Origin of the sequence: Trinickia diaoshuihuensis (assembly GCF_003390925.1) — a bacterium.
GTDB lineage: Bacteria > Pseudomonadota > Gammaproteobacteria > Burkholderiales > Burkholderiaceae > Trinickia > Trinickia diaoshuihuensis.
The window spans coordinates 1-21589 of sequence record NZ_QUBS01000055.1 but is presented as its reverse complement, the minus strand read 5'-3'; the positions used below and the strand labels follow the sequence as shown (position 1 = coordinate 21589).

Annotated in this window: 23 protein-coding genes and 1 pseudogene; 20 read left to right on the top strand and 4 right to left on the bottom strand. The window is 62.3% G+C overall.

All coding sequences use genetic code 11. The features are described from left to right. Nucleotides 1-114 precede the first annotated feature (114 nt). Complete coding sequence (locus tag DXT59_RS11820; RefSeq protein WP_116137091.1) at nt 115-1125, bottom strand: HpcH/HpaI aldolase/citrate lyase family protein; 1011 nt, start codon at nt 1123-1125, stop codon at nt 115-117. Between the two features lie 279 nt (nt 1126-1404). Continuing rightward, a complete protein-coding gene (locus DXT59_RS11815; RefSeq protein ID WP_116137090.1) occupies nt 1405-2388 on the bottom strand; it encodes a malate dehydrogenase in 984 nt (327 codons plus the stop codon). 222 nt (nt 2389-2610) lie between these two features. On the opposite strand from DXT59_RS11815, the gene DXT59_RS11810 reads away from it, so the two are divergent. The 9 genes from DXT59_RS11810 (at nt 2611) to DXT59_RS11770 (ending at nt 9653) form a co-directional block, all read left to right on the top strand. Beyond that, nucleotides 2611-3402, top strand: a complete 792-nt coding sequence (locus DXT59_RS11810) for a GntR family transcriptional regulator (protein WP_116137089.1) — start codon at nt 2611-2613, stop codon at nt 3400-3402. Between the two features lie 156 nt (nt 3403-3558). Then, complete coding sequence (sdhC, locus tag DXT59_RS11805; RefSeq protein ID WP_116137088.1) at nt 3559-3975, top strand: succinate dehydrogenase, cytochrome b556 subunit; 417 nt, start codon at nt 3559-3561, stop codon at nt 3973-3975. 4 nt (nt 3976-3979) lie between these two features. Beyond that, entirely contained in the window at nt 3980-4348 is a 369-nt protein-coding gene (gene sdhD, locus DXT59_RS11800) for a succinate dehydrogenase, hydrophobic membrane anchor protein (RefSeq protein ID WP_116137087.1), read from the top strand. Between the two features lie 4 nt (nt 4349-4352). Next, a complete protein-coding gene (gene sdhA, locus DXT59_RS11795) occupies nt 4353-6128 on the top strand; it encodes a succinate dehydrogenase flavoprotein subunit (RefSeq protein WP_116137086.1) in 1776 nt (591 codons plus the stop codon). Between the two features lie 28 nt (nt 6129-6156). Then, nucleotides 6157-6861 (top strand): succinate dehydrogenase iron-sulfur subunit, encoded by a 705-nt coding sequence (locus tag DXT59_RS11790; RefSeq protein WP_116137085.1) that lies wholly within the window; start codon nt 6157-6159, stop codon nt 6859-6861. 111 nt (nt 6862-6972) lie between these two features. Then, nucleotides 6973-7215 carry an FAD assembly factor SdhE gene (locus tag DXT59_RS11785; RefSeq protein WP_102648101.1) on the top strand — a complete coding sequence of 81 codons (243 nt, stop codon included), beginning with the start codon at nt 6973-6975 and terminating at the stop codon, nt 7213-7215. A 69-nt stretch (nt 7216-7284) separates the two neighbouring features. After that, entirely contained in the window at nt 7285-8589 is a 1305-nt protein-coding gene (gltA, locus tag DXT59_RS11780; RefSeq protein ID WP_116137084.1) for a citrate synthase, read from the top strand. 246 nt (nt 8590-8835) lie between these two features. Continuing rightward, nucleotides 8836-9120 (top strand): hypothetical protein, encoded by a 285-nt coding sequence (locus DXT59_RS11775; RefSeq protein WP_116137083.1) that lies wholly within the window; start codon nt 8836-8838, stop codon nt 9118-9120. Nucleotides 9121-9128: 8 nt separating this feature from the next. Next, nucleotides 9129-9653 carry a helix-turn-helix transcriptional regulator gene (locus DXT59_RS11770; RefSeq protein ID WP_116137082.1) on the top strand — a complete coding sequence of 175 codons (525 nt, stop codon included), beginning with the start codon at nt 9129-9131 and terminating at the stop codon, nt 9651-9653. A gap of 59 nt (nt 9654-9712) precedes the next feature. Here DXT59_RS11770 and DXT59_RS11765 read toward each other — a convergent pair whose 3' ends face one another. Further along, nucleotides 9713-10198, bottom strand: a complete 486-nt coding sequence (locus tag DXT59_RS11765; protein ID WP_116137081.1) for a GNAT family N-acetyltransferase — start codon at nt 10196-10198, stop codon at nt 9713-9715. A gap of 288 nt (nt 10199-10486) precedes the next feature. Between DXT59_RS11765 and DXT59_RS11760 the strand changes: the two genes are divergently transcribed. Together DXT59_RS11760 and DXT59_RS11755 are read left to right on the top strand one after the other, a co-directional pair. Beyond that, a complete protein-coding gene (locus DXT59_RS11760; protein WP_116137080.1) occupies nt 10487-11152 on the top strand; it encodes a GntR family transcriptional regulator in 666 nt (221 codons plus the stop codon). Beyond that, nucleotides 11136-12395 (top strand): dicarboxylate/amino acid:cation symporter, encoded by a 1260-nt coding sequence (locus DXT59_RS11755; protein ID WP_116137079.1) that lies wholly within the window; start codon nt 11136-11138, stop codon nt 12393-12395. Before DXT59_RS11760 ends, DXT59_RS11755 begins: the two co-directional genes overlap by 17 nt. A 168-nt stretch (nt 12396-12563) precedes the next feature. On the opposite strand, the gene pdxR is transcribed toward DXT59_RS11755, so the two are convergent. Further along, on the bottom strand, nt 12564-14033 hold the full coding sequence (gene pdxR, locus DXT59_RS11750) for a MocR-like pyridoxine biosynthesis transcription factor PdxR (protein WP_116137078.1): 1470 nt from the start codon (nt 14031-14033) through the stop codon (nt 12564-12566). A gap of 118 nt (nt 14034-14151) precedes the next feature. On the opposite strand from pdxR, the gene DXT59_RS11745 reads away from it, so the two are divergent. The 9 genes and pseudogenes from DXT59_RS11745 to DXT59_RS30575 all read left to right on the top strand — a co-directional run. Continuing rightward, nucleotides 14152-14811: a pyridoxamine 5'-phosphate oxidase family protein gene (locus tag DXT59_RS11745; RefSeq protein ID WP_116137077.1), complete on the top strand. Its 660-nt coding sequence runs from the start codon at nt 14152-14154 to the stop codon at nt 14809-14811. Between the two features lie 143 nt (nt 14812-14954). Next, nucleotides 14955-15848, top strand: coding sequence for a hypothetical protein (locus tag DXT59_RS11740; protein WP_162878050.1), 894 nt, complete (start codon nt 14955-14957; stop codon nt 15846-15848). A 160-nt stretch (nt 15849-16008) separates the two neighbouring features. Further along, on the top strand, nt 16009-17418 hold the full coding sequence (leuC, locus tag DXT59_RS11735) for a 3-isopropylmalate dehydratase large subunit (RefSeq protein WP_116137092.1): 1410 nt from the start codon (nt 16009-16011) through the stop codon (nt 17416-17418). A 4-nt stretch (nt 17419-17422) separates the two neighbouring features. After that, on the top strand, nt 17423-17566 hold the full coding sequence (locus DXT59_RS11730; protein ID WP_116137075.1) for an entericidin A/B family lipoprotein: 144 nt from the start codon (nt 17423-17425) through the stop codon (nt 17564-17566). A 7-nt stretch (nt 17567-17573) separates the two neighbouring features. After that, nucleotides 17574-18224: a 3-isopropylmalate dehydratase small subunit gene (leuD, locus tag DXT59_RS11725; protein WP_116137074.1), complete on the top strand. Its 651-nt coding sequence runs from the start codon at nt 17574-17576 to the stop codon at nt 18222-18224. Nucleotides 18225-18287: 63 nt separating this feature from the next. Continuing rightward, the gene (leuB, locus tag DXT59_RS11720) at nt 18288-19355 is read left to right on the top strand and encodes a 3-isopropylmalate dehydrogenase (RefSeq protein ID WP_116137073.1); all 1068 of its coding nucleotides are present in this window, start codon (nt 18288-18290) and stop codon (nt 19353-19355) included. Nucleotides 19356-19488: 133 nt separating this feature from the next. Continuing rightward, nucleotides 19489-19632: a hypothetical protein gene (locus tag DXT59_RS30580; RefSeq protein ID WP_162878049.1), complete on the top strand. Its 144-nt coding sequence runs from the start codon at nt 19489-19491 to the stop codon at nt 19630-19632. Nucleotides 19633-19713: 81 nt separating this feature from the next. Continuing rightward, the gene (gene asd / locus DXT59_RS11715; protein WP_116137072.1) at nt 19714-20835 is read left to right on the top strand and encodes an aspartate-semialdehyde dehydrogenase; all 1122 of its coding nucleotides are present in this window, start codon (nt 19714-19716) and stop codon (nt 20833-20835) included. Nucleotides 20836-21057: 222 nt separating this feature from the next. After that, nucleotides 21058-21589: pseudogene (locus DXT59_RS30575) on the top strand (FimV/HubP family polar landmark protein); the annotation flags it as partial.

Genomic DNA, 21589 nt, shown 5'->3' with positions numbered 1-21589 from the left:
GCGCCATCTTGGCCGCGTAGGCTGTGATCGCGCCGACGACTTGCAGCGGTTTTTCGTTCGCGACGGCCGCGCGGAACGCCGCGCCGGGGGAGAGAAGGGCCGATTGAGGGGCTGTCATGGTGTTTCCTTCGACGATGCGGGTCCGAACAAGGGGGCGGTTTCGGGCGGCAACGGCCGGCCGGTTGCGCGCGCCCGGCGCAGTACCGACCAGTAGTAGCGGTAGCTTGCCCGGTCGTGCAACGTATCGCCGTAGCGCGTGGGGCCCCACTGCGCGGCCTGGGCTTGGAGCAAGATCGCGGCCGCGGTGGCGATCGCTTCGTCGCGCGGCGCGAACGCCGCGACGATCACGGGTACCTGCGCGGGGTGAATGCTCCACATGCGCGTATAGCCGAATTCGTCGCGTGCGCGGGCGCAATCGGCCGCCACCACGGACATATCGCGGATTTCGGTCGTGACGTTGTGCGACGGCACGCGCCCATAGGCATGGCAGGCGGCCGCGATTTCGAGTTTGGCGCGCCGCACGAGCGGATGGTCGAACTGACCGGGCGAGCGCATGCCCGCGTCCGGAATCGCGCCGCCGTGGGCCGAGACGAAATCCATCAGACCGAACGAGAGCGCCTCGACGGTCGGCAGCGATGCGAGCCGGAAGACCTCGGCCAGCGCGCCGTGCGTTTCGATCAAAAGTTGAGTGGGAACCGGTTTCTCGATGCCGAATTCGCGCCGCGTGGCCTCGATAAAGGCGCACATTTCAGCGGCATCGGCCACGCTGCGAATCTTCGGCAACGTGATATAGGCCGGGGCGCGCTTGGCCGCGCGAAGCACGAGGCGGACATCGTCGCGCCAATGCGGGTGCTGGAAATCGTGGATGCGTATGCCGACGCGTCCGAACCGATCGTGTTCGCCGCCGATCAGCGATGCGACGAGTTCGGCATGCTCGGCTTCATGACCGACGGCGGCGCCATCCTCGCAATCGAGCGTCACATCGAACACGGGCCCAAGCTCGCCCTGAAGCGCGAGCGATTTGAGCATGAGCTTTTCACTGCCCGCGTAGTGGTCGCACACGGGTAGCAACGCGGGCGGCGTTTCGCCGTCGAACAACACTTCCGCGGGAGTGAGGGCGCGCATCTTCGGCGTCAGCAGCTTTACAAATCTGTTCAAAAGACCGGATTCGGGCGGGCTCTGCCGGCCATGCGTCCAGCGCCGGCAGCGAGCCGCCGAGCGGCTGCCTAGCCCAATGGGGCTCTTACCCGGCACCGCGACCGAATGTCGCAAAGCACGTTCGAATCCGAGATGGGGAGACGGCGCCGGACGCCCGCGTCGCAGGGACGCGGCGTACACGGCGCCGGACTCTCGAATCGTTTCGCGGCGCGGGCCGCCCATGCAGCCCGCGCCGGCACTCGGCGCTTAGCCGAGCAGGTGTTGCACGCCGTCGCGCTCTTCGAGCAATTCCTTCAGCGTGAATTCCATCTTTTCGCGCGAGAAGGCGTCGATTTCGAGGCCTTCCACACGCTTGTACTCGCCGTTTTCGCAGGTGACGGGCACGCCGTAGATGATGTCTTCGGGGATGCCGTACGAGCCGTCCGACGGGATGCCCATCGTGACCCACTTGCCGTTCGTGCCGAGCACCCAGTCGCGGACGTGGTCGATCGCCGCGTTGGCCGCCGAAGCCGCCGATGACAGGCCGCGTGCTTCGATGATGGCCGCGCCGCGCTTACCGACCGTCGGCTGGAACACGTCGCGGTTCCATTGCTCGTCGTTGATCAACGCCTTCACCGACTGGCCGTCGGCCGTCGCGAAGCGGTAGTCGGCATACATCGTGGGCGAGTGGTTGCCCCAGACGGCGACCTTCTCGAGCGACGAAACCGGCTTGCCCGACTTCGAGGCCAATTGCGACAGCGCGCGGTTGTGGTCGAGGCGCAACATCGCCGTGAAGTTCTTCTTCGGCAGATCGGGCGCCGACTTCATGGCGATGTAGGCGTTCGTGTTCGCCGGGTTGCCGACCACGAGGACCTTCACGTCGCGGCTGGCGACTTCGTTCAGCGCGCGGCCTTGAACCGTGAAGATTTCGGCATTGGCCGACAAGAGGTCCTTACGTTCCATGCCCTTCGAGCGCGGACGCGCACCCACGAGCAGCGCGATGTCGGCGTCCTTGAACGCGACCTTCGGGTCGTCCGTCACGACCACGCCCGCCAGCAGCGGGAACGCGCAATCCTCGAGCTCCATGACGACGCCCTTGACGGCGGCTTGGGCTTGCGGGAGGTCGAGCAATTGCAGAATGACGGGCTGGTCCTTGCCGAGCAGATCGCCGTTGGCGATGCGAAACAGCAGCGAGTAACCGATTTGACCTGCGGCGCCGGTGACGGCAACGCGCTTTGCGGACTTAGCCATTTAGAACTCTCCAGGGATGCGTTGGTGCGTGGGTGCGTCTACGCTAGGGAAAACGCCATTCTATGCGCGTTACGCGAAGCGTGTAGGTGTACTGTCCTTGCCCGCGACGGAGTGTAGGAGCGAGGCTTCTCAAAGTCAACCGTATCTTATGTCTTATATAAGACATATGAATTTCGCAGGAAAGCCTGGACGCGCGCGGGCGCTTTGTGTTGAAATGCGCGGATGAATGCGAACGAGGCAAGCGCGGGCAATCCGAAGAACGGCCAGGCCGGCGACGGCACGGCCGCGGCCGCCCCATCGCCGACGTTCAGTCCGTTGTACCAGCAAATCAAGGGACTCATTACACAGAGCCTCGAATCCGGCGAATGGAAACCCGGCGAGATCATCCCCAGCGAAGTGGAGCTCGCCGCCCGCTATAAGGTTAGCCAAGGCACGGTCCGCAAGGCGATCGACGAATTGGCCGCCGAGAATCTCGTCGTGCGGCGCCAGGGCAAAGGTACGTTCGTTGCGACCCACAATGAAGACCGCGCACAGTTCCGCTTCCTGCGGCTGCTAGCCGACGACGGCGCCGAACATCCGCACGTCAGCAAGCTGCTCGAGTGCCGCCGCCTGCGCGCGCCGGCCGAGATCGCGCGTCAACTCGATCTGAAACCCGCCGATCCCGTGGTCCAAATCAAACGCCTGCTGCAGTTCGACGGCGTGACGACGGTGCTCGACGAGATCTGGCTCCCCGGCGCGATGTTCCGCGGGCTCACGCTCGAGCGCTTGAGCGAGTACAAAGGCCCGCTCTATGCGATGTTCGAGGCGGAATTCGGCACCCGCATGATTCGCGCGTCGGAGAAGATCCGCGCGGTGGCGGCCGAGCCGGCCGTGGCGGAGCTGCTCGGCGTGTCCGCGGGATTTCCGTTGCTCTCGGTGGAGCGCGTGTCCTATACCTACGGAGATCGGCCGGTCGAAGTGCGCCGCGGTTGGTATGTCACAACCGGGTACTACTATCAGAACGATTTGAGCTGACACGTGGCTGACACAGTTCGGGCGCGCTGCCGCGAAGGTGCGCCATGGGCTCGATCATTGCGCGTCCTGGAATAGTGTTCGCCGGTTTTCGCTGCGCTGCGGAATGAAAAAGCGCTAAAATCGCGGGTTAGTGTGACTACATTGTAGGGGTCTAGCATGACAGAAGCGGTAAAAAAACCGAGACCGGAGTTCCGGAACATCGGTGTGGGGCAAATCTTAACGGCATACCGTCTACCGCTAGCGGGGCGAGTGTCGATCCTGCATCGGGTTAGCGGTGCGCTACTCTTCGTTTTCCTTCCCTTCCTGCTCTACCTCTTCGATCAGAGCCTCACGTCCGAAATGAGCTTCGAGTTCTTCAAGCTCTTTCTCTCCAATATCGTCGTCAAGCTCATCACGCTCGTGCTCGCGTGGGCGTTTCTCTTCCACTTCTGCGCCGGCGTGCGCCATCTCGTGATGGATACGAACCACGAGGCGGTGTCCAAAGAGAACGGCAAGCGCACGTCCGTCGTGGTCTTCGTGGTGTCGTCGGTCTTGACGATCGCTTTCGCGCTCAAACTGTTCGGAGCATTCTAAGAAAATGGCAGCCAACAACCGAATCGGCTCGAAGCGCCTCGTCGTCGGCGCGCATTACGGCTTGCGCGATTGGCTCGCGCAACGCGTGACCGCCACGATCATGGCGATCTACACGATTATTCTGCTCGCCTGGTTCTTCAGCGCGCAGGCTTTCTCCTACGACGGCTGGGCCTCGATCTTCGCCACTCAATGGATGAAGCTCGCGACGTTCGTCACGTTGCTCTCGCTCTTCTACCACGCGTGGGTGGGCGTGCGCGACATCTGGATGGACTATGTGAAGCCCGTCGGCACGCGCCTCGTTTTGCAAGCGTTGACGATCGTCTGGCTGCTCGCGTGCGCGGGCTACGCTGCGCAGATTCTCTGGAGAGTGTAAAAGAATGGTTGCAATCAAGAATTCTCTGCCGCGTCGCCGCTTCGACGTGGTCATCGTCGGCGCGGGCGGTTCGGGGATGCGCGCGTCGCTGCAACTCGCGCGCGCCGGCCTGTCGGTCTGCGTGCTCTCGAAAGTGTTCCCGACGCGTTCGCACACGGTCGCCGCGCAAGGCGGGATCGGCGCCTCGCTCGGCAACATGAGCGAAGACAACTGGCATTACCACTTCTACGACACGATCAAGGGTTCCGACTGGCTCGGCGACCAAGACGCGATCGAGTTCATGTGCCGTGAAGCGCCGAACGCCGTCTACGAGCTCGAGCACTTCGGCATGCCGTTCGACCGCAACGCCGACGGCACGATTTATCAGCGCCCGTTCGGCGGCCACACGGCCAACTACGGCGAGAAGCCCGTGCAGCGCGCCTGCGCGGCGGCCGACCGTACCGGTCACGCGCTGCTGCACACGCTCTATCAGCAAAACGTCGCGGCGAAGACGCAATTCTTCGTCGAATGGATGGCGCTCGACCTGATCCGCGATGCGGACGGCGACGTGCTCGGCGTGACCGCGCTCGAGATGGAAACGGGCGATGTCTACATCCTCGAAGGCAAGTGCACGCTGTTCGCCACGGGCGGTGCGGGCCGGATCTTCGCGGCGTCGACGAACGCGTTCATCAATACCGGCGACGGCCTGGGCATGGCGGCCCGCGCGGGTATCGCGTTGCAGGACATGGAATTCTGGCAATTCCACCCGACCGGCGTGGCCGGCGCGGGCGTGCTGATCACCGAAGGCGTGCGCGGCGAAGGCGGTATTTTGCGCAACGCCAACGGCGAGCGTTTCATGGAGCGCTACGCGCCGACGCTGAAGGACCTGGCGCCGCGCGATTTCGTGTCGCGCTCGATGGACCAGGAAATCAAGGAAGGCCGCGGCGTGGGTCCGAACAAGGACCACGTGCTGCTCGACCTGTCGCACATCGGCGCCGAGACGATCATGAAGCGTCTGCCGTCGATCCGCGAAATCGCGTTGAAGTTCGCGAACGTCGATTGCATCAAGGAGCCGATCCCCGTCGTGCCGACGATCCATTACCAAATGGGCGGCATCCCGACGAACATCCATGGGCAAGTCGTCGGCACGCCGCGCGGCCACGAGGAAGTCGTGAACGGCTTCTATGCCGTGGGCGAGTGCTCGTGCGTCTCGGTGCACGGTGCAAACCGTCTGGGCACGAACTCGCTGCTCGATTTGGTCGTCTTCGGCCGCGCCGCGGGCAATCATATCGTCAAGCACGTGAAGGACCTGAAGGAGCATAAGCCCCTGCCGGCCGATGCCGCCGATTTCGCGCTGTCGCGCCTCGATAAGCTCGACAAATCGACCTCGGGCGAATACACGCAAGCGATCGCGGGCGACATCCGTACGACGATGCAATCGCATGCGGGCGTGTTCCGTACGTCGAAGTTGCTCGCGGAAGGCGTGGAGAAGATCAAGGAAGTCGCCGAGCGAGTGAACCACGTGCATCTGAAGGACAAGTCGAAGGTGTTCAATACGGCTCGCGTGGAAGCGCTCGAGTTGGCGAACCTGATCGAAGTGGCGCGCGCGACGATGGTGTCGGCCGAGGCGCGCAAGGAAAGCCGCGGCGCGCATGCGCAAAGCGACTACGAACATCGCGACGACGAAAACTGGCTGCGCCATACGCTGTGGTTCAGCGAAGGCGATCGCCTCGATTACAAGCCGGTGCACATGCAGCCGTTGACGGTCGAATCGGTGCCGCCGAAGGCACGTACCTTCTAAGCCGGTGCATTCAAAGGACACACGCGAAATGGCAAAACGTACTTTCGAAATCTATCGTTACGATCCGGACAAGGATGCCGCGCCGCGCATGCAGACGTACGAGCTCGACCTCGGCGTGGGCGATCGCATGCTGCTCGACGCGCTCGTGAAGCTGAAAGCGCTCGACGAAACCCTGTCGTTCCGCCGCTCGTGCCGTGAAGGGGTCTGCGGTTCGGACGCGATGAACATCAACGGCAAGAACGGTCTCGCCTGCCTGACGAACTTGAACGATCTGCCGCAAAAGATCGTTCTGCGTCCGCTGCCGGGGTTGCCCGTGGTACGCGATTTGATTTGCGACTTCACGCAATTCTTCAATCAATACCACTCGATCAAGCCGTATTTGATCAACGACACGCCGCCGCCCGAGAAAGAGCGCCTGCAGTCGCCCGAAGAGCGCGAAGAGCTCGACGGCCTCTACGAGTGCATTCTCTGCGCGAGCTGCTCGACGTCGTGCCCGAGCTTCTGGTGGAATCCGGACAAATTCGTCGGCCCGGCCGGCTTGTTGCAAGCGTATCGGTTCATCGCCGATACGCGCGACCAGGCCACGGGCGAGCGCCTGGATAACCTTGAAGACCCCTACCGTCTGTTCCGCTGCCACACGATCATGAACTGCGTCGACGTTTGCCCGAAGGGGCTGAACCCGACGAAGGCGATCGGCAAGATCAAGGAACTGATGGTGCGCCGCGCGGTTTAAGCAATGAAACTCGCCTTTAGGCGCTCGCTTCATTCGCCGTCCCCCGAGGAGTCCTTCGGGACATCGGGGGGAACCTCGGCGCATAATGACGCATCGCACCAATCAGACCCGCTGCGCCGTGCGCGCCTTCGTTGGCGCTCACGACGCGGACTGCTGGAAAACGATTTGATCTTCGAACGTTTTTTCAGCCGTTACGAGGAGAGCCTTAGCGACGCGGACGTGGGTGCGCTCACACGTCTGCTCGAGCTGAGCGACAACGACCTGATGGACTTGCTTCTCGCTCGCAAGGAACCGGAAGGCGACCTTTCCGACCCGGACATCGTCCGGGTGCTGGGCCTGTTGCGCGCCGTTTGAGCGCCGCATTGCTGGGACGCGCCGCGCGCGCATGATCGGAAACCCGTTCCAACTTCGATTGAGGATGCTATGACTCCGTCAGATGTTAAAGCCACGCTCTCGTTCAGCGATAACTCGCCGAGCGTCGAACTGCCGATCTACAAGGGCACGATGGGCCCGGACGTAATCGACATCCGCAAGCTGTACGGCCAGACCGGCAAATTCACGTATGACCCGGGCTTCATGTCGACGGCATCGTGCAATTCGGCCATCACGTATATCGACGGAGATAAGGGCGAGCTGCTCTACCGCGGCTACCCGATCGACAATCTCGCGCAAAACGCGGACTTCCTCGAAACGTGCTACCTGTTGCTCAAGGGCGATCTGCCCACGGCCAAGGAACACGAAGAATTCGTCAGCACGGTGACGCGCCATACGATGGTGCACGAGCAGATGCAGTTCTTCTTCCGCGGCTTCCGTCGCGATTCGCACCCGATGGCGATTCTCGTCGCGTCGGTCGGCGCGCTATCCGCGTTCTACCACGATTCGTTGAACATCAACGATCCGCATCACCGTGACGTCTCGGCGATCCGCATGATCGCGAAGCTGCCGACGCTCGTGGCGATGGCGTACAAGTACAGCATCGGCCAGCCGTTCGTCTATCCGAAGAACGACCTGTCGTACAGCGCGAACTTCATGCGCATGATGTTCTCGAACCCGTGCGAAGAGTACAAGATCAACGACGTGCTCGTGCGCGCACTCGACCGCATCTTGATTCTGCACGCCGATCACGAGCAGAACGCATCGACCTCGACCGTGCGTCTGGCCGGTTCGTCGGGCGCCAACCCGTTCGCCTGTATCGCAGCCGGCATCGCCTGCCTGTGGGGCCCGGCACACGGCGGCGCGAACGAAGCGGCGCTGAACATGCTCGAGCAAATCGGCTCGCCCGACAACATCCCCGAGTTCATCAAGCAGGTGAAGGACAAGAACTCGGGCGTGAAGCTGATGGGCTTCGGCCACCGCGTGTACAAGAACTACGATCCGCGCGCGAAGCTGATGCGCGAAACGTGCCACGAGGTGCTCGAAGAGCTCGGTCTGCACGACGATCCGCTGTTCAAGCTCGCGATGCAACTCGAGAAGATCGCGCTCGAAGACGAATACTTCGTATCGCGCAAGCTCTATCCGAACGTCGATTTCTACTCGGGCATCGTTCAGCGCGCCCTTGGTATCCCGACGTCGATGTTCACCTGCATTTTCGCGATGGCGCGGACGGTGGGCTGGATCGCTCAGTGGAACGAGATGATTTCGGAAGCCGAGCAAAAGATCGGCCGTCCGCGGCAGCTCTTCATCGGCGAAACGCCGCGCGAAGCGAAGCCGATCAGCCAACGCGGCTAAGCGCAGACCCGGCGCCGGTTCTGGCGAACCGGCTGCCCATAGCAGTATCCGAAGCCCCGACGGGTTATGCCGTCGGGGCTTTTTCGTTTGCGTCGTCGGCTGCACGGAGGAGGGCCGATCTCAACGACGGTATGCCGTTCGGTGGACTGCCCGCCGAGTTGCCGCGCCGGTACGCTGTGTTCGTCTGAAGCCAAGGTTGTCACTTGACAACCTATTAACCGGGCGGTATTGTGACCGCATTGACGAATGCAACGACCACATCCGAAGAAGGACATCGAAGCGGCCCTCGTATATGCCGAAGCGCGCGGCTGGCGGGTCGAGCCCAAACGAGGCAACGGGCACGCGTGGGGCAAGATGCTGTGCCCGTATCACGATGCTCAATGCCGTTGCGGCGAATTTTGTATCGCCAGCATCTGGAGTACGCCGCGTTGCGCGGCCAATCATGCGAAAGACTTGAAGCGGGTCGTCGATCATTGCGCGGTGGTGCAGCAGATCGTCGCGTTCAAGTTGCGGGTGCTCGCTAAAACTTAGGAGTCCAAATGGAATACGTTTTTACGCTCAAATATCAGCTTGCCGACGAAGACCGAGATCATGAGCAGATCGTCGAGAGGCTGTTCGAAGCAGGGTGCGACGATGCGACGATCGGCGTGGGCCAGCCGGGTCGAATCGCGCTGACGTTCAGGCGTGACGGAGCCGACGCTTGGTCGGTCATCCATTCGGCGTTGCACGATGTGAAGAAGGCGCTTCCAACAGCGAGGCTCGTGGAAGCGGGCCCCGACTTCGTGGGCCTGACCGACGTCGCGGACCTGGCCGGGGTTACGCGGCAGAATATGCGCAAACTCATGTTGGCTCATGCGTCGCGTTTTCCTTTGCCGGTTCACGAAGGTAGCGCGTCCGTCTGGCACCTGTCGGACGTGCTTGCATGGATGATGGGCCGAGGTTCTTACCCGATTAGCGCGAATCTCGTGGATATTGCGAAGGCCACCAAGCAAGTGAATTTGGCGAAAGAGGCACGCCAAATCGAGCCGCGTCTTAATCGGCAATTGGTCTCGCTTCTCGCTTGAGCGCCGCCTATTGCGCATATCCCCTAGATCGAGCGACGGCGGTAGCAGCGATGCGCTGTTCATTCAACGTCGGTAATCGGTCCGCCGGGCAGAACATAGTGCATCTCGTAAAAAAGAAGATCACCTCTGGAGGGCAATTTGAACGGAGGCGATGAAGAAGCGAAGCCCAGGCCTTCGTAAAAACCGCGAGCCGTTTCACGGGCCGTGCACCAGGCCAGCCGGCCGCCATGGCGGCGCGCGTGCTCGCAGCACAGTTTCATCAGCGTGCGGCCGAACCCGTAGCCACGCGCGTGCGGCTCGACGGCCACTCCGCGCAGGCGCCAGGCGAAGTCGCTCTTCCCGCCCGGCAGCGCCTCGCGGCAGACAGTAGCGACGGCAACGATCTGCTCGCCCTGGTACACGGCAAGGTGCAAAGTCGTCGGTTCGTCATCGCCGCGGAACCGGCAGGAGTCCGCCTGATTGTCCAACAGGATCGAGCGCCGTAACGGCAGTACGTGCTCGGTTGAAACGGCATGAATGGAAAAAAGCGCGCGGCTATCGGGCATAGGTAATCGTATTGTTCGAGGCGTATGAGTTATGTAGGATTTGCGCGACGAAATGGACGGGTTTGTATATTCCACGATTGTATAGCGTGACCTGAATAGTTCGTCGGCGCAACTTGAGTTTTTTCGCGTCTTTTCGGGTTTTTTCGGATCTGCCGGGCGCTCGACTATCTGACTATCTGCATCTTAGCTATACTCCAAAAAATATCAGGTTCTATTTGCGTTGTGATGCGGTAAGCTCCTTGGGCCCAGGAAAATCTTCTCGGGACAACAAACCAATTGAGATCTCAGATGACGGCCGACCGTCAATCCGATACACAAACAGCCTACACTCAGATCCGCTCTCGCATTCTCGACGGCCGGCTGGCGCCGGGTAATCCGGTTTCCCCGCGCAATATGGCCGACGAGTTGATGCTGGGCCATATGCCGGTGCGCTCCGCCATCCAACGTCTCGTGGTGGAGGGGTTGGTGGAGGTCATTCCGCGCCGCGGAACCTATGTCACCGCGCCGACGAAGATGGATTTGCGCGAGATCTTCGAAGTGAGACTTGCGCTGGAAAGCACGGCTGCCTATTTGGCCGCGGTCAACGGCGCCACCGATGGCTTGACGGCCGCGGCCGACCAATTGCGTCGAATTGCGGATGGCGAATCGACGGATTTGATGACGGAACAGCGAATCGGTTGGGTGTTTCATCAGGAGATGTTCGCGGCGGCCAAGAACGAGCGGCTCTATACGTCGTATCGAATGCTGCGCGCGCAAAGCGGGCTGGCCCTAAACGAATTGCATCGAGACGATGCCGCGACCGTGCGGCGCGGTACGTCGGAGCATCTCAATATTTACGGTGCAATCCGGTCGAAAGAGCCGGAGGCGGCGCGTCAGCATATGTGGAATCACATTCTCGATGGGACCGACGCGCGAATCAAACTAATCCGAGGCCAACATGACGCAACCACGTAAAGGCATTCCGGTTTCGATACAGATGATCGCGGGGCTCGCGCTCGGCGCCTCCTTCGGCGTGCTTTTACCGTCGGTGGCGGCGAAACTGTCGTTTTTGTCCACGCTGTTCGCGCATGCGATCAAGATGGTCGTGATGCCGTTGATCCTATTATCGGTCACGGTGGGTACGTTTCGCGCCGGGGTGCAGCGGGGCCGTTTAGGCAAAACGGCGGTGTTCAGTATTGCGTTTTTTATCGTGGCAACCGTGTTGGCCGCCGCGCTCGGCCTCGGGCTCAACTACGTATTCCACCCAGGGGTGGGCGCCAGCATGACGGAGACGGCTTCGATGCCCAAGAATTTGGCCGGTGGCGTCGACTGGATTCAATTCGTCGTCGATCTCGTTCCCGCCAATATCGTGGCCGCGCTGGCTTCCGGCAATTCCGTGCCGGTGCTGGTCTTCGGCGTCCTATTGGGCTCCGCCTTGGCGGCGGTGCAGGATAAGGCGGCGCCGTTCGTGGCCGTGCTCGATTCGGCGCTCGCGGCATTGTTCAAGATCACCGAATGGGTGATCGCGTTTTCGCCCGTCGCGATTTTCGCGGCGTTGGCGGGGGTGCTCGCCTCGAAGGGACTGTCGGCGCTCATGCCGCTCGTCAAATTGCTGGGTGTGGCCTACCTCGGTTTGGCGATCCTCGCGCTCGCCCTCACGCTGGTCCTCAAATCGACAGGCCTTCCGGCCCGCGCCGTCATCAAGCATGTCAGCGAGCCGCTGATCCTCGCGTTTACGACGCGCTCGTCCGAAATCACGTTCCCACTGCATCTCAAGAAGCTGATGGAGTTGGGCGTGCCGCAATCGGTGGCATCGACCATCTTGCCGTTGTCGTACATCTTCAATCGCGATGGCGCGGTGCTCTATACGGCGTTGGCGGTCGGCTATCTGGCCGATGTCTACCACCTGTCTTGGAGCTGGTCGCTCGTCTTCACGATTATCGTTCTGACGACGATCATGATCGACGGTGCCGCCAATGTCCCCTCCGGCGCGATCGTGGCGATTACCGTGATCTTGGGTGCGATCGGACTGCCGGCGGAGGCGGTGTTGCTGATCCTCGGTATCGATGCGTTTTTCGACATGGGACGCACGGCGGTCAACGTCTATGCGAGCACCGTAGCGACGGCGGTTGCTTTGCGCGTTTCCGGTCAGCCGCTTCAACCCGGCGTCCCGGATGCCCGTGCGCCGGGCCTTGCGCCGCTGCGGAGCAACGCTTGAGTTTGCTCGCTCGATAACCTTTCGCCCGCACGGCTCGCTTTCGAGCCGCGCTCCGCCTGGATTTCCTCGGCAGGCGGATTTGCGGCCGGCTCGCCCGCCGGTCGCGTTTCTTTTTTGCAAGGAAGGCGCTAGCCGGCGCCGGCGGTGGCGTGCAGCCGGTTCCAACCGTCAGCGCTCGAGTCTGCGATGGCGTTCCACGACTTCTGCGAACTCGAGCGCCGCTTGCTCTATCGCGGCGTCGGCGAGCCCCGCGTAGCCGAGAACGAAGCCGTTATACGTGCGGCCGTCCATGACGCCATACTGGCTCAACGGTTGCAGGAACAGTCGCGCTTCATCGGCGGCTCGGCGCGCGACTTCCTGATCGAGCACGGGTATGGCGAGTTCCGCCGACAGATGCATGCCGCCCGAGCTTTCCCGTATGCTCAACGCCGAGCCAAGATGCCGGCCGAGCGCGCGTTCGAGCGTGCCGCGCCGGTGGATGTAGAGCGCTCGCATTCGGCGCAGATGGCGCGCGAAGAGTCCACTGTCGATGAATTCCGCCATGGCCAACTGATCGGCGGGATGGCCCCGATGTACGAGTCCGCGCAGTGTGTCGCGCAGGCGCCCGACCAACATCGGTGGAACGACCATGAAGCCGAGGCGCAGGGCCGGAAACATCGTTTTGCTGAACGTGCCGAGATAGCAAACGGGCGCGTCGGCGGAACAGCCTTGAATCGCGGGGAGGGGCTCTCCGCCATGGCGAAATTCGCTGTCGTAGTCGTCCTCGATGATCCAGGCGCCATGCGCTCGCGCTTGCTCGACGAGCGCTGCCCTGCGCCGCATGCTCATGACCGATCCGAGCGGATATTGATGCGAAGGCGTCGTGTAGATGAGCTTGGGCGGAAACCGGCGCCATTGATCTTCGGTCGGCGCCATTCCTTCGCGATCGACCTCGATTGGAACGAGTTGCAAGCCAGTGGACCGGAACGCGGCTTTCGCGCCGTTATAACAGGGGTTCTCGAGCCAGCCGTACTCGCCCGGATCCGCAAGCATGCGCGCGCACAACTCCAAGCTGCTCTGAGTCCCATCCGTGACGAACACCTGCTCCGTTTCGCATCGGACGCCGCGCGATACCTTGATGTATGCCGCCACGGCACGCCGCAATTCGGACAGGCCTTCGGCCGGCCCGTACGCGAGTTGTCCGGGCTTTAAGCGTCGCCACGCTCGCTCGACACAGCGGCGCCATTGGGCGATCGGAAATTCGTCGAGCGAAGGCAGGCCGGGGACAAACGGCAACATGCGATCGGGTTCGGGCTGCGGGTTGCCCAATCCTTGGACCCGGTCGGATAGGCGATGCGTGAGCGGGACGCCGGCCTGCTGCATATCGCGATGCGCCGAGCCGTTCCAAACCGTGACGGTGCCGTTGCGCGTCGCGGCCACGAAGCCTTCCTCGGCGAGCCGTTCGTACGCATAGACGGCGGAATTTCGCGCAACGCCGAGTTCGTTCGCCAGCACGCGCGTGGATGCCAGGCGCGTGCCCGGCGCGATGCGTCCGTCGAGCAGCAAGTCGCGCAGGCTTCGATAAAGCACTTCCTGCTGGCTACGCTTGGCCGATTCCTTTTGCGCGGCGAACGCTGAAATGAGAAGAGCGAGATCCACGTCTTGGTTCTAAATTTTTGCCCGCGGTTGGTTCTTTTTAATGTCGGTCTCGTCTTGTATTGTTCGATCCCCTTGCGCTGCGGCTTGCAGCTCGAATCGAGTCAATAGGATCTTATACATGAGTCAGCCCACGACCGTATCGCCCACCGACCGCACCACGATCCGGCGCTTGCCGGAACTGGCCAACCGCGATCGCGCGATGCTCCACGCGATCGTCGACGAAGCGTATGTTTGCCACATTGCGTTCATTGCCGACGATGATACGCATTGCATTCCGACTGCGCACTGGCGGAGCGGCGACGATCTTTATATCCACGGATCGAACGGCAGCCGGATGATCAAAGTCTTGTCCGCCGGTGCGCAGGCTTGCATCGCAATGACGCTGCTGGACGGCCTGGTATTGGCCAAATCGGCATTCAGCCACTCGATGAACTATCGATCCGCGGTGGTCTACGGGCGATTCGAGGTCGTACAAGCAAACGACGAAAAATTGGCGGCAATGGATGCGTTCATGGACAAGATCGCGCCGGGCCGCAAGCACGAAGCGCGGCCCGGGAACGGCAAGGAAATCAACGCGACGACTGTACTGCGAATTTCCCTGGGGGAAGCGGCGGTTAAGGTCAGCGCTTCGATGCCGTCCGATAAGCACGAGGATTTCCATCTTCCGGTATGGACGGGCGTGCTGCCGCTGAACATCGTTCGAGGAGCGCCCATAAACGCCGAAGACAATAGGAACGTCGTCATTCCGGACTACGTTAAAAACTGGTCCACCCGATAGACTCCGATCGGCGAATTTGCGCATATCGAAGATATCCTTTGGCTCCCCTGTTTGCTCGTCTATATTGCTTAGGCTGCAAACAAAGATATGCCGGCTGCGCCTGGTCCGTTCGCTTGCACGGCGTGCATCTACGGGGAAGCGACATGAAATCGTCTGCTCGGGGAATCTTTTGTCTATTGCTGTCGATGGCGCTCCTATCGGGATGCGAGCACTGGAATTGGTGGGAGGGACTTAACGGTGCGAATCCCCCCAACGATTACGTTTATGGGTCTGGCGACGCGATTCGCCAGCGCGCACAAGAGATAGCCGGCCTTGAAAAGGCTTGCTATCTGATCGCGCAGGGCGAGGATCCGAACGAGGTGTCTCCGGCCGCCGCCAGCAGTACCTCCGCCGAGGGTGCTTCGCCGTCGGGCCAATCCCCGAGAGACGCGGGTGCTCGCAAGAGCGTGAAGATGTCGGCGAGCGAGATCGCGGCGGCGGCGCGCGCATGCCGTGACACGGTAGTGGGCGGGGAGCTGGAACTGATCAACGAGATGTGGAGTCTGTTTCAGCGCGACTACTTTGCTCGTTCGGGCACGACGATGACGACGTTCGAATCGACGATCGCAGGCTTGGGCGCGTTCGGTGCGATTTCGCCGGTGGGTACGGCTCATACTCTTGCCGCGACGGCTGCGACCTTGAGCACGATGGGCACCTCGATCCAAAAGAATCTGTTCGGTGGACAGGTCGCTTCGGCGCTGCTTGCCCAGATGGATGCCGACCGTGAGCAGATCGGCACGAAGATCCGGGAAAACCTCGCCAAATCGTACAATGACTACCCCCTGTCCGTCGCCATGTACGACGTCGCTGCGTATGCCGCGGCACTTTCCGTACCGTCCGCGCTTGCGAGTATCGCGGCGGCTTCGGGCGCAAAAAGGACCGATGCGGTGAATGCGGCGTACGCGAGCATCGCGTCGAGCCCCGACGCGCCCAAGAACGCCAGTGCCCCGCATGCCTCACGCGCTCGACGCGCTGCCCGCCCTGTGCGTGCCCGATGACGGCGGGCGTCCCGGTAACAGCCAACCTAGTACCGCCACTACCACCCTAACCCGATGTTTTTTATCGCTTTTTTCAAAAAGGCCGGTGTCGCGGCCGCGCCGTGCGTGGCATAATCGACCGCACCGGGGATTGCCCGTTGCCACGATTACCGCGCATACCATGTCAAAGACTCTCTACGACAAGCTGTGGGATTCACACGTCGTCCATACCGAAGAGGATGGCACGGCGCTGCTCTACATCGACCGCCAGTTGCTGCACGAAGTCACGAGCCCGCAGGCGTTCGAAGGACTGAAGCTGCATAAGCGTCCGCTCTGGCGCGTGAGCGCCAATTTGGCCGTATCGGACCATAACGTCCCCACGACCGATCGCAGTCACGGCATTGCGGATCCGGTTTCGAAGCTGCAAGTCGATACGCTCGACGCCAATTGCGACGCCTACGGCATCACGCAGTTCAAGATGAACGACATGCGCCAAGGCATCGTTCATATCATCGGCCCCGAACAAGGCGCGACGCTGCCCGGCATGACGATCGTGTGCGGCGATTCGCACACGTCCACGCACGGCGCGTTCGGTGCGCTCGCTCACGGCATCGGCACGTCGGAAGTCGAGCACGTGCTCGCCACGCAAACGCTCTTGCAAAAGAAGAGCAAGAACATGCTCGTCAAGGTCGACGGCCCATTGCCGCGCGGCTGTACGGCCAAGGACATCGTGCTTGCCATCATCGGCAAGATCGGCACCGCCGGCGGCACGGGCTACGCCATCGAATTCGGCGGCTCGACGATCCGCGCGCTGTCGATGGAAGGCCGGATGACGGTGTGCAACATGGCCATCGAAGCCGGCGCGCGCGCGGGCATGGTGGCCGTGGACGACACGACGATCGAGTACCTGAAAGGCCGCCCCTATTCGCCGCAAGGCGCCGAGTGGGATCACGCGGTCGCTTATTGGCGCACGTTCGTGTCCGATCCGGGCGCGCAATTCGACCGCGTCGTCGAACTCGATGCCGCGCAGATCGTGCCGCAAGTCACGTGGGGCACGTCGCCCGAAATGGTGACGGCGGTCGACGGCCGGGTGCCCGATCCCGAGCGCGAAAAAGATCCCGTCAAGCGCGACGCGATGGAGCGTGCGTTGCAATACATGGCGCTGGAGCCGAACGCACCGATCGACTCGATCAAGGTCGACAAGGTCTTCATCGGTTCGTGCACGAACGCGCGTATCGAGGATATTCGCGCCGCGGCCTACGTCGTGAAAAAGCTCGGCCGGCGCGTCGCCCCGAACATCCGCTTGGCGATGGTCGTGCCCGGTTCCGGGCTCGTGAAAGCGCAAGCCGAACGCGAAGGTCTCGACAAAGTATTCGTCGAAGCCGGCTTCGAATGGCGCGAGCCCGGTTGTTCGATGTGCCTCGCAATGAACGCCGACCGGCTCGAGCCGGGCGAGCGCTGCGCATCGACGTCGAACCGCAATTTCGAGGGCCGCCAAGGCGCGGGCGGACGCACGCACCTCGTGAGTCCCGCGATGGCCGCGGCGGCCGCGATCGAAGGCCATTTCGTCGACATTCGGAAGTTAGGGTAGGGCCATGAAAGCTTCGATGGTTTGGCGGCGGGCCGCGCTGCTCGCGCTCGCCGGCATGTGGCTCGGCCTCGCCGGCTGCAATACGGTTGCCGGCTTCGGTCAGGACATGAGCGAAGCGGGTCACGCAATCAAAAAGGCTGCGGAGTAATAGGAACATGGACAAATTCGTCGTGCACACGGGGCTCGTCGCCCCTCTCGATCGCGAGAATGTCGATACGGACGCGATCATCCCGAAGCAGTTTCTGAAATCGATCAAGCGCACGGGGTTCGGTCCCAACCTGTTCGACGAGTGGCGTTATCTCGATCACGGCGAGCCGGGGCAGGACAATTCGCGCCGTCCGCTGAATCCCGATTTCGTGCTGAATCAGCCGCGTTATCAGGGCGCGTCGGTGCTGCTCGCGCGCAAGAACTTCGGCTGCGGCAGCTCTCGCGAGCACGCGCCGTGGGCATTGCAGCAATACGGTTTCCGCGCGCTGATCGCGCCCAGCTTCGCCGATATCTTCTTCAACAATTGCTTCAAGAACGGCGTATTGCCGATCGTCTTGTCCGAGCAGCAAGTCGATCACCTGTTCAACGAGACGTATGCATTCAACGGCTATCAGTTGACGATCGATCTCGACGCGCAAGTCGTGCGCACGCCGGATGGCCGCGAGTATGCATTCGAGGTCGACGGTTTTCGCAAGTACTGCTTGTTGAACGGCTTCGACGACATCGGCTTGACGCTGCGCCACGCCGATAAGATCCGCGCCTTCGAAGCCGAGCGTATCGCGAAGCAGCCGTGGCTCGCCCATCGCATCGTCGGCTAACGCTGCATTTGCAGCGGCAGCGCCGGAACAGTTAGGCAATCGCACAACTCGATAGGATTCCGAATGAAAATCGCAGTGCTCCCCGGTGACGGCATCGGCACCGAAATCGTCGCGGAAGCGGTCAAGGTATTGAACGCGCTCGACGAAAAATTCGAGATGGAAGAGGCGCCCGTGGGCGGCGCCGGTTACGAAGCGAAGGGGCATCCGCTGCCCGATTCGACGCTGGCGCTCGCAAAAGAGGCCGACGCGATCCTGTTCGGCGCCGTGGGCGACTGGAAATACGATTCGCTCGAGCGGGCGCTGCGCCCCGAGCAAGCCATCCTCGGGCTGCGCAAGCACTTGCAGTTGTTCGCGAACTTCCGTCCGGCCATTTGCTATCCGCAATTGACGGGTGCTTCCTCGCTGAAGCCGGAAATCGTCTCGGGTCTCGATATCCTGATCGTGCGCGAGCTCAATGGCGACGTCTATTTCGGCACGCCGCGCGGTACGCGCAAAGCGCCCGACGGTCCGTTCGAGGGTGCGCGCGAAGGGTTCGACACGATGCGTTATTCGGAACCGGAAGTGCAGCGCATCGCCCACGTCGCGTTTCAGGCGGCGCAAAAGCGCGGCAAGCGGCTCACCTCGGTCGATAAGGCCAACGTGCTCGAAACGTCGCAGTTGTGGAAGGACGTGATGATCGATGTCGCGAAGCAGTACCCCGACGTCGAGTTGTCGCACATGTATGTCGACAACGCCGCGATGCAGCTCGTGAAGGCGCCTAAATCGTTCGACGTGATCGTAACGGGCAACCTGTTCGGCGACATTTTGTCGGACCAGGCGGCCATGTTGACGGGCTCGATCGGCATGCTGCCGTCGGCCTCGCTCGACAAGAACAACAAGGGCCTTTACGAGCCGTCGCACGGCTCGGCGCCCGATATCGCAGGCAAGGGCGTCGCCAATCCGCTCGCGACGATTCTCTCGGCGGCCATGATGCTGCGCTATTCGTTGAACAAGCCCGAGCAGGCCGAGCGTATCGAGAAGGCCGTGCAAAAGGTGCTCGAGGCCGGGTACCGGACCGGCGACATCGCCACGCCGGGCTGCCGGCAGGTCGGCACGGTCGAGATGGGCGACGCGGTGCGCGCGGCGCTCTAATCGTTCGGGCACTCATTGATGGAACGGGCCTTCGGGCCCGTTCGTACGAAAAAGTGCCTAAATAGCGTGGTTTTTACCGAATTTGCTTCATCGAAGGGCGCGCCGATGCGCGTTTTTCGTGTAGACTGTGCCGATGGCGAATCTGTCCCAAATCTCCTCGATTGACAACCTGCACGGCGATACGGCCCGTGTGGGCGGGCACGCCATTGCTGGTGCCGTCGGCATTGCCGGCATCGCCATCATTACGATTACCCCCAAAACGATCACGAAACGCTGATCGTCCGTCGTGCCCGCTCGTCTTCCCCGCGCGGTCACGCCGGGCAAAGTTGCGGGGAAGCGTCCACTCCAAGGGTTAGTCATGAACGTAGGTCTCGTAGGTTGGCGCGGCATGGTCGGCAGCGTCTTGATGCAGCGGATGCAGCAAGAGCGCGATTTCGATCTGATCGAACCGGTGTTTTTCAGCACCAGCAACGTGGGCGGCGACGCGCCGTCGTTCGCCAAGAACGAGACGAAGCTCAAAGACGCCAAGAGCATCGACGATCTCAAGAAGTGCGACGTCGTCATCACCTGCCAAGGCGGCGATTACACGAACGAAGTGTTTCCCAAGCTGCGCGCCGCCGGTTGGAACGGTTACTGGATCGATGCGGCTTCGTCGCTGCGCATGGCCGACGACGCGGTCATCATCCTCGACCCCGTCAATCTCGACGTGATCAAGCATGCGCTCGTCAAAGGCACCAAGAACTTCATCGGCGGGAACTGCACGGTCAGCTTGATGCTGATGGCGCTCGGCGGCCTGTTTAATGAAAACCTCGTCGACTGGATGACGGCCATGACATATCAGGCCGCATCGGGCGCCGGCGCGCAGAATATGCGCGAGTTGCTGTCCCAAATGGGGACGCTGCATGGCGCGGTCAAGGAGCAGTTGGCCGACCCGGCTTCCGCGATCCTCGACATCGATCGCCGCGTGCTCGAGACGATGAATTCCGACGCGATGCCCACGCAGCATTTCGGCGTGCCGCTCGCCGGTTCGCTGATTCCCTGGATCGATAAGGACCTGGGCAACGGCATGTCCAAGGAAGAGTGGAAGGGCGGCGCGGAAGCCAACAAGATCCTCGGCAAGCCGGCCATGGGCCAGCCCGGGTCGATTCCCGTGGACGGTCTGTGCGTGCGGATCGGCGCGATGCGTTGCCACTCGCAGGCCCTGACGATCAAGCTGAAGAAGGACGTGCCGCTCGACGAAATCAACGGCATCCTCGCGTCGGCCAACGATTGGGTCAAGGTGGTGCCGAACGAGCGCGAAGCGTCGATGCGCGAGTTGTCGCCGGCCGTGGTGACCGGCACGCTGTCGGTGCCCGTCGGCCGCTTGCGCAAGCTCGCGATGGGCGGCGAGTACCTGTCGGCATTCACCGTCGGCGATCAACTCTTGTGGGGCGCGGCCGAGCCGCTGCGCCGCATGCTGCGCATCCTGCTGGAGCGTTGAGCCGAATCGGTACGCAGGCCCGAGCATGCGATCCGCACCCTGATGCCGTGGACGCATGCCGTGGAGTGGTCTTGACCGGGTTCCTCACGTAAACTATGCGGTTACGACGCATAGGAACCCTGAAAGGCGTCGCTTTGCGCGACGCCTTTTTCTTTTGCCGCAGCCATTTTGGTTTTTCCCAAACGCCATCTCGAGGCGCGCTTCCGAGCGCGTGACACCTCCATGACAATACGTTCGACGCGTCGCGCCGTCTTGCTTGCGATCGCTTGCGCTTGCCTCGCTTGCGTGTCGCCCGCCGGTGCCGCGACCGCCGCCACGCCGGCGTCCGCTCCCGTTGCGCAAAGCGCCGTCCCGGCTTCGGCCGCGACCCAGGTTGCGGTCAAGCCGGGGCAGTCGCTCGCCGATATCGCCGCGGCCGCGACCGGCTCGCACGACAAGACCGTGCTCGGCCGCGCCGCGCGGGCGATTTTCGAGGCGAATCCCTCCGCGTTCATGCGCGGCGATCCGAGCTTGTTGAAGCTCGGCGCGGTGCTGAACGTCCCGCCGCTCGACGCGACGGGCGCGGTGGCCAAAACGGAAACCGCGTCCGCGGCGGCTCCCGCGAGCGCTCCGAATGCGGCATCAGTTGCGGCAGCGGCATCTCAGACTGCCGCAAGTGCGGCGAAGGCGAGCGGCGCCCAGGCGGCGAAGCCGGCGTCGGTCGCGACGACCGCCGCGCCGGCGGCGGCGAGCCCGGCGGCCGGCGCGTCGCCCG

Excerpts from the sequence above, each read along its gene's own strand:
- DXT59_RS11820 (WP_116137091.1), bottom strand. The coding sequence starts at position 1,125 with ATGCGCGCCCTCACTCCCGCGGAAGTGTTGTTCGACGGCGAAACGCCG.
- DXT59_RS11815 (WP_116137090.1), bottom strand. The coding sequence starts at position 2,388 with ATGGCTAAGTCCGCAAAGCGCGTTGCCGTCACCGGCGCCGCAGGTCAA.
- DXT59_RS11810 (WP_116137089.1), top strand. The coding sequence starts at position 2,611 with ATGAATGCGAACGAGGCAAGCGCGGGCAATCCGAAGAACGGCCAGGCC.
- sdhC (WP_116137088.1), top strand. The coding sequence starts at position 3,559 with ATGACAGAAGCGGTAAAAAAACCGAGACCGGAGTTCCGGAACATCGGT.
- sdhD (WP_116137087.1), top strand. The coding sequence starts at position 3,980 with ATGGCAGCCAACAACCGAATCGGCTCGAAGCGCCTCGTCGTCGGCGCG.
- sdhA (WP_116137086.1), top strand. The coding sequence starts at position 4,353 with ATGGTTGCAATCAAGAATTCTCTGCCGCGTCGCCGCTTCGACGTGGTC.
- DXT59_RS11790 (WP_116137085.1), top strand. The coding sequence starts at position 6,157 with ATGGCAAAACGTACTTTCGAAATCTATCGTTACGATCCGGACAAGGAT.
- gltA (WP_116137084.1), top strand. The coding sequence starts at position 7,285 with ATGACTCCGTCAGATGTTAAAGCCACGCTCTCGTTCAGCGATAACTCG.
- DXT59_RS11775 (WP_116137083.1), top strand. The coding sequence starts at position 8,836 with ATGCAACGACCACATCCGAAGAAGGACATCGAAGCGGCCCTCGTATAT.
- DXT59_RS11770 (WP_116137082.1), top strand. The coding sequence starts at position 9,129 with ATGGAATACGTTTTTACGCTCAAATATCAGCTTGCCGACGAAGACCGA.
- DXT59_RS11765 (WP_116137081.1), bottom strand. The coding sequence starts at position 10,198 with ATGCCCGATAGCCGCGCGCTTTTTTCCATTCATGCCGTTTCAACCGAG.
- DXT59_RS11760 (WP_116137080.1), top strand. The coding sequence starts at position 10,487 with ATGACGGCCGACCGTCAATCCGATACACAAACAGCCTACACTCAGATC.
- DXT59_RS11755 (WP_116137079.1), top strand. The coding sequence starts at position 11,136 with ATGACGCAACCACGTAAAGGCATTCCGGTTTCGATACAGATGATCGCG.
- DXT59_RS11745 (WP_116137077.1), top strand. The coding sequence starts at position 14,152 with ATGAGTCAGCCCACGACCGTATCGCCCACCGACCGCACCACGATCCGG.
- DXT59_RS11740 (WP_162878050.1), top strand. The coding sequence starts at position 14,955 with ATGAAATCGTCTGCTCGGGGAATCTTTTGTCTATTGCTGTCGATGGCG.
- leuC (WP_116137092.1), top strand. The coding sequence starts at position 16,009 with ATGTCAAAGACTCTCTACGACAAGCTGTGGGATTCACACGTCGTCCAT.
- DXT59_RS11730 (WP_116137075.1), top strand. The coding sequence starts at position 17,423 with ATGAAAGCTTCGATGGTTTGGCGGCGGGCCGCGCTGCTCGCGCTCGCC.
- leuD (WP_116137074.1), top strand. The coding sequence starts at position 17,574 with ATGGACAAATTCGTCGTGCACACGGGGCTCGTCGCCCCTCTCGATCGC.
- leuB (WP_116137073.1), top strand. The coding sequence starts at position 18,288 with ATGAAAATCGCAGTGCTCCCCGGTGACGGCATCGGCACCGAAATCGTC.
- DXT59_RS30580 (WP_162878049.1), top strand. The coding sequence starts at position 19,489 with ATGGCGAATCTGTCCCAAATCTCCTCGATTGACAACCTGCACGGCGAT.
- asd (WP_116137072.1), top strand. The coding sequence starts at position 19,714 with ATGAACGTAGGTCTCGTAGGTTGGCGCGGCATGGTCGGCAGCGTCTTG.